Below are 6,016 nucleotides of genomic sequence, written 5' to 3' on the forward strand. Positions count from 1 at the left end.
AGATGCGAAAGGTCGATGGCTGGGAAACCTTGGCTCAGCCCATCGCCCCGATCAGACTTGACCTCGCGGCCTGATCAGGCCCAAATCCACATGCTCGGAGAACGCCGCCAGAGAATTTCCACCAGATTCGAGACACAACCAACAAGGGTAAGAGTTCACTGTAGAATTCTGATATTTCAGTCCTAATCTTGTGAACATCCGTTTTCTCAAACCCCTTTTGGAGTAGCTTTTCCATCTGAACCCTACTTCTAATGGACTTCGTAACAACGCGGCTGAATTCGGGAGACAGCGGGCGAGCGTTTTCTTTGATTGCACCACCATTTTTAAGGGCCGAGTAAAAGCTTTGCCTATCCTCCTGTCTCCCACGTCCGATAACCATTCTAGCCGAAACCGTAGTGTCCGAGATCTCAATTTCGCAGAGCAAAATACGGTTAGAGGGTGTCCACCCCGTCGCTGATGCCATGGCCTGAAAGCGGTCCCATTGAACAACCGCAAGCCTGACATATCGTGCGTTATTGGCATCCATAACTACTGACAGGCCAGATCCATCAAGAGCTTCATTGAGTATGCGCACAGTCTCATCGTCCGCAATTTGACGTGCCAAGTCATGTGCTGGGTTCGGACGTCTATCAGCGAGAAATTCCAGGGCGTTTCTATGCTTTGCCCAGATTTTTTGAGCCAGCTCTTCGATGGTCTGATCTTCCAAGTATCTTCTCCTGAGCATTTGAGTATAGGATCCAAGCATCATCCGTGCCTTCGGTTCACCGATGTGACCGTTATTGGCAGCTTCCAAGCTCTGGACTAGAGACAAAAACTCAACGTTGGTCCAGATTGGATCACTTGCTTCATCTGATCGAGCTGTAAGAAAGAAAAAGAAATGCTGTGCTTCGGGCCAAGTTTCACGAACTGACGCGGCATACTTTTCTAGTTGCCCTCTACTTTCACTGGCTTCGACCTTGAGTTCAACGACGAAGATTAGGTCCTCCGCTGGAGACGGTCCAGGGAGCCGCAAAAGCAAGTCAATATTTCGCCACTCTCGCAGAACCTCGATTTCTCCAAGTTCAGCAAGATGTAATTTCAGTAAAAGCGTTGGTTCCTCGGCCGAGGAAAGGAGGGTTTCCAAAAACGCCCTAGTACAGATATCATCAAATCCGTGAGGGCGGCGAGGGTCAATCAGATCAGCAAGAAAGTTTGAATGCCGAATCTCTAACCTAGCTACTGAGAGCGCTTCAAACGGGCAGTAGACATCTAGTCGGTCACTCAGTTCTGAAAAATCTTGAGACTTCATAACTAGGTCTGAAATTTCTTTAACTTCTATGGCAGTAGACATGGCTTAGCCTCTCGCAACGTGAGTGTTTTTCGTAGGGCAAAGCACTAGTTAGCCGCTTCGCAATTCGGCATCATGGCCAGCACCGCGTCAGGGCTTGGGCGTGTCATCTCTGGCAACTCTTGCAAAACCTCATCGACCACTTCAGCACTTAGTTCGGCGACTTCACATGCGTAATCGGCAGCTGTTCCGTCGGGGTTCTCGGCTTCCCAAGCATAGTAGTCTTGCGCCTCGAAAGCGAAAGCGGCCACCGTGCCAACTGCAGGGACTGCGACGAGGACGCGTCGGACACGCCCCTTGGCCTTTGCCTTGGCTACTGCCTTCGTGATTTGCTTTCTGTGCCGAATGGCAGTTGAAGCCGCGTTTGCTGTCAGGGTGGCAACTTGAGTGGAGAGGCTAAAAGCCCAAGCTGCCAGCGTCGCCGCGCCAGATGCCAAACCTATGCATAACCAAACCAAGAATATGGTCCGCCGTATCAACTTGAAAGGATTAAGCATTTGCAGTCCTGGAATGGCGAGGGAGACAAATTAGTGCAAGGAGCACACCGGGTGAGTGCATCTTGCGTGTCTCACGATTGTAGCCGCAGAGCCTGGACCGGTGGGAGCTTCCGTCGTGGCTTCATTCAAGTCATGTACCTAACGTGAGTTCGAAGGTGCCTGAAAAGCTCATCTCACCAACCATAGGCGAAGAATTCGGAACAGGAATATTCATATCTGAGAGCGCTATGTACTCGCCCAAAATCTTGCCGTCACGGTAGTGCATTGCTGCTTTTATGAACATGTCCCCCGCCAGATCACTTTCCATAGGAGACGCTCCACCGAATAATTGCGGAATCATAGCCCCCTTAGAAACTGCAAAATCCTTCGTGGATTCAAAGATGGTTGGGCTGTCTGGATCCGTGGAGATAAACTCATCAGCCGTGGCAAATGAAGCTTCGGTGATCCCCATGAGCTCCATAGCCTGTTGATTATGGATGGTAGCACCACTGAACTCGACATTTGCGGTAATGTATCCATCTTCGCCCCGCTCAGCGATACCACCTACAACCCGCAACTCAAAGGACGTTTTCATGAGCTCTAACTGTTGATCTAACTGTGGAGCAGCCTGTTGAATGATAGCAGTGATATCCTGTCCGTTCATCATGAAACGGTAGTGGTAATCTGAGAGTTGGTAGTTTCCAGATCTGATTTCAACAGAAGAACCGAGACCCTCCGCAAGCTTAAGCTTCATATCGTGGTGGACATGGCAATTCTTGGCAAGGCTAGCTGGAGCAAGGATATTCTCAAGTTCGTGAAACCTGTCATTGACTTCGTTCAACGGTAAAATCGCTAGGGGCTCGGCTCCAGGCCCAGAAAGAGTCTCGTACACCAGAACTGCACTACCGTTGCATAGGACAAAGTAGTTTGCTCCTACTTGGGCGTGAGCTGCATAAGAATGTGCCTGCTCCACCTCAAGGGATGCAATGGAAACGCTGCCCCCTTTAGCTTCGATGACGAAGCTCCCACGCGCTCCTTTCAAGCCTGCACGGTAGTCTGGAAACCCCAGAGGTACATCCTTCTTAGAGCGCCGCCCAATGTGCGCATAAGGGTACTCCAGTTTTTCTTCGAGGTTTAGATACACATTGTCATGGTCGGGATACCCGAGTTTACGAATAATCGGATCGACGACATGAAAGCGGATTTCGGTTTCATTGTAGCCTGGTGCCGCTTGCACAGTATTCCCGGAAATGACCTGCATGATGCCCCTCAAATCAATCAATGGGACGGAGTTGAGCACATATCCTCTTGATTGAAAACGATGCAGATCAAAAAGACCTAAAAGCGAGGCGTCCTCCGTATCTAAAACGATAGCAACTACGGAGGTTTATCATGCTTTCAAATCTACTTCGCTTCGTCCTGAAGCACTCCAAGGCCCCCAAGTCCCGGCTTTCCAAGGGGGACGAAGTCTTGGTCTGGCTGATCATCGTTGCGGTGCTGCTATGGTTGAACTGACCGAAGGCGACATCGTTATCATTCGAGCGTCAGAGGACTGGCCGGAGCATTTGTTCCGCGTGGACTACGTCTTCGATGACTGCGTTGGCGGCTACTCCGTGACTGGCCCAATGGCTGGAGAATACGGCGAGCCCGACCACGACCTGATCCTACGGGTCCACTCCACGGCTGAGTAAGCCTACCCCCCTCAACAATTCATTCAAAAGGAGGAGACCCATGTCTGCTCAGATACGTTACGCGTACTTGAAGGACCATACTTGGTTGTTCAGACGCCATTGGCCCAAGGACGTTGCTCTGGTTCTTGGTCAGAGCGTCCTGAAACAAAGCCTGAAGACCGGCGACGCGGTGACCGCCAGAGTTCGCGCCGCTGAAACCAATGCCCGCTTTGAGACCCAGGTTGCTGAAGTGCGGGCGACGGCTGAGACCGTCCTGTCTGCCACAGAGGGCAGTTCTAGCCGCCCTGAATGGGTTGAGAGCCCAACTGCTGCACTTGATCACCTACGGGCCGCTCTGGAGCACTCTGGAGCTGCTAGAGCCGCTCCTGAGTACCAGCGATTGACCACGCCTCAGAAAACCCCAGTTCGTGACCAGAGCAGAGCGTACCTTCGTCTCAGAAGTAAGGAGCTTCGGCCTGGTGGGTTTAAGTCGGTGCGCTATTCAGTGGAGCTGTTCGCTTCGAAGTACGGTGAACGGTCGGTGTGCAGTCTGAACCGTGATGACGGGCGAGAGTTTCTTGGGCTGATCTCGAAGCTGTCCCCTCTGATCGGTCGTTCTGAAAGGACGAGAGGGCTGTCTCTCGACCGGGCTGTGGCTCACTCGGAAAACGGGACGGTCAAGATCACGGCCAGAACTCAGCGACGCGTGTGGTCTCAGGTCAATCACTGGCTGGACTGGTGCGTCTACGAGGGGGTCTTGGAGGTCAATCCGTTTCGATCGGTTCGCTTTGATCAGAAAGTCCGTCCTCGACCCTACGCCGTGCCGACTGACGAGGAAGTCTCTCGGTTGCTTGGTGCTGGAGACGAGCTCAACCCGGTACTGCTGACCTGCCTTCTTTCAGGAATGCGTGCGGGGGAAGCAGTAGGGCTGCTACGGGAAGATCTCGTAGCGAAGGGAAACTTGGGCTGTTTCGTTTGGGTCAGACCAAATGAGCTGCGGTTGCTGAAGACCGACGCTGCTGAAAGGCTCGTTCCCGTTCATCCCGCCCTAGATGAGGTCTTTCGTCAGCTACCGTCAGCAGGCCCTCTGTTCCCTGACCTGACCGTCGCTCATGTGACCAAGGGGTTTGCGGTTCTTCGACGAAGGCTGAGACTGGAGCGACCCGGTCTGGTGTTCCATTCAACCCGCAAGTGGTTCGTGACCCAGTGCGAGCGAACCGGTGTTCCTGAGCATTGGACCGCATCTCTAGTCGGCCATCAATCGGCACGGTCAGAGAACGGGCTGACCTATGGGATCTACTCAGCGGGCATCAGTGATGAGCAGAAACGGGGCATAGTCGATCAAATTAGGCTACCGGGGTCATGACAGTCCCGGACATTGACTGGTTTGAAGAGAGGGCCGCTATCGCTGAACACGATGGCGGCCTTTCTCGTGGGGACGCTGAAGATCTGGCCGCCCGCGCTCAGGGCTTTGAAGATGCGGACGACTACTGGCGCTGGTTGGCTGAATACGTGCTGAGCAGGAAGGTCTCGTAACAACACCCTCGGCTGGCTTCGTGCTGGCCGGGGGTGGCCACTTTGCTTTTTTCTTGCCGTATCCAGTTTAGCCCATGAGTATGAGCTCCATAGTTCTCAATTTTATTGCTAGTTCGAGTGGGGGTTGATCCACGAATGATAACCAAAACACTGACTTTGATCGCGGGTATTTCTGGCGCTGCAACCATGTCCCAGTTCCCTGAATTCTCTCAACAATATGTTCAGCGCCTAGGCGGGGCCGTTGACTCGCTGCAAATGGTTGTCGACGATTTCAATGCATCCGCCCAAAAAGAAGGCCTCACTCAGGAAGAAGCCCTCGAGCAAATGACTGGGAGTGATTTCATCGTCCGCCGTAAGGAAGACATGGTTAAAGCGATCACCCGATTGGATTTGTTGCAAGAAAACTTAGCCTCACTCGAAGGCGCAAACGCCTTGTCCAGGTTGCAGCTTATTCATCATATGTCTGATACGGAAGCACTTGGGGCTGTCTGGAAAAGTTACCAACCTGCAGTTCAGTTGACGCTCATGGGCATGGTCTTCGCAGGCCTAGGATTCTTCCTTGGCGCTCTCCTAGCCTCAATCCTACTTGGCGTGACCGTTGTTCTTTCTCGTAGAGCTTTTGCTTAGTTCGAGTGGTTGAGTTCGGAGCAGTAAGTGTTGCCCTGGAAAAACAAATGACGACACCCTCTGCTGGCTTCGTGCTGGCCGGGGGCGATCACTTTGCTTTTTTTCAGAACCAAGGCCAATTATCAGCCACCCCCTTGCAAACTGATATCGATAACGTTAGGAGGGCCTTCCTCCCAATGTGGAGGGTCAACGATAACAATAATAAGGAGCCCGTACCGATCTTGGATTTCACCGTCTGTCTGTTGAATGTCATTGAGAACTGACCCGGTATTGTCACCGAGATTTGACCCGCTCTTAGTTATGTATCGGTCGCTATGCTTTGGTCAATGAGGTGGCCTCCTTTGTGGTTTTGTTTGCAGCCTCTGAGCTGGCCTTGAAGC

7 protein-coding genes are annotated in these 6,016 nt (G+C 52.4%); 4 read left to right on the top strand and 3 right to left on the bottom strand.

Features of this window, described 5'->3' with window-relative positions; translation table 11 throughout:
• Window positions 1-34: 34 nt before the first annotated feature.
• The 3 genes from QZ268_RS19830 to QZ268_RS19840 all read right to left on the bottom strand — a co-directional run bounded on the left by QZ268_RS19830 (window position 35) and on the right by QZ268_RS19840 (window position 3,064).
• Window positions 35-1,330 carry a PD-(D/E)XK nuclease family protein gene (locus QZ268_RS19830; RefSeq protein ID WP_295455909.1) on the bottom strand — a complete coding sequence of 432 codons (1,296 nt, stop codon included), beginning with the start codon at window positions 1,328-1,330 and terminating at the stop codon, window positions 35-37.
• Between the two features lie 44 nt (window positions 1,331-1,374).
• Complete coding sequence (locus QZ268_RS19835; RefSeq protein ID WP_295455910.1) at window positions 1,375-1,824, bottom strand: hypothetical protein; 450 nt, start codon at window positions 1,822-1,824, stop codon at window positions 1,375-1,377.
• A 130-nt stretch (window positions 1,825-1,954) separates the two neighbouring features.
• A complete protein-coding gene (locus QZ268_RS19840; RefSeq protein WP_295455912.1) occupies window positions 1,955-3,064 on the bottom strand; it encodes a type I restriction enzyme HsdR N-terminal domain-containing protein in 1,110 nt (369 codons plus the stop codon).
• A gap of 131 nt (window positions 3,065-3,195) precedes the next feature.
• On the opposite strand from QZ268_RS19840, the gene QZ268_RS19845 reads away from it, so the two are divergent.
• The 4 genes from QZ268_RS19845 to QZ268_RS19860 all read left to right on the top strand — a co-directional run bounded on the left by QZ268_RS19845 (window position 3,196) and on the right by QZ268_RS19860 (window position 5,636).
• Entirely contained in the window at window positions 3,196-3,318 is a 123-nt protein-coding gene (locus QZ268_RS19845) for a hypothetical protein (RefSeq protein ID WP_295455913.1), read from the top strand.
• A 216-nt stretch (window positions 3,319-3,534) separates the two neighbouring features.
• A complete protein-coding gene (locus QZ268_RS19850) occupies window positions 3,535-4,839 on the top strand; it encodes a DUF6538 domain-containing protein (protein ID WP_295455915.1) in 1,305 nt (434 codons plus the stop codon).
• On the top strand, window positions 4,836-5,009 hold the full coding sequence (locus QZ268_RS19855) for a hypothetical protein (protein ID WP_295455917.1): 174 nt from the start codon (window positions 4,836-4,838) through the stop codon (window positions 5,007-5,009). The genes QZ268_RS19850 and QZ268_RS19855 overlap by 4 nt, the downstream gene beginning before the upstream one ends.
• Before the next feature lie 135 nt (window positions 5,010-5,144).
• The gene (locus tag QZ268_RS19860; protein ID WP_295455919.1) at window positions 5,145-5,636 is read left to right on the top strand and encodes a DUF2937 family protein; all 492 of its coding nucleotides are present in this window, start codon (window positions 5,145-5,147) and stop codon (window positions 5,634-5,636) included.
• Window positions 5,637-6,016 lie beyond the last annotated feature (380 nt).

It is taken from the genome of uncultured Pseudophaeobacter sp., assembly GCA_905479575.1.
Taxonomy (GTDB): domain Bacteria; phylum Pseudomonadota; class Alphaproteobacteria; order Rhodobacterales; family Rhodobacteraceae; genus Pseudophaeobacter.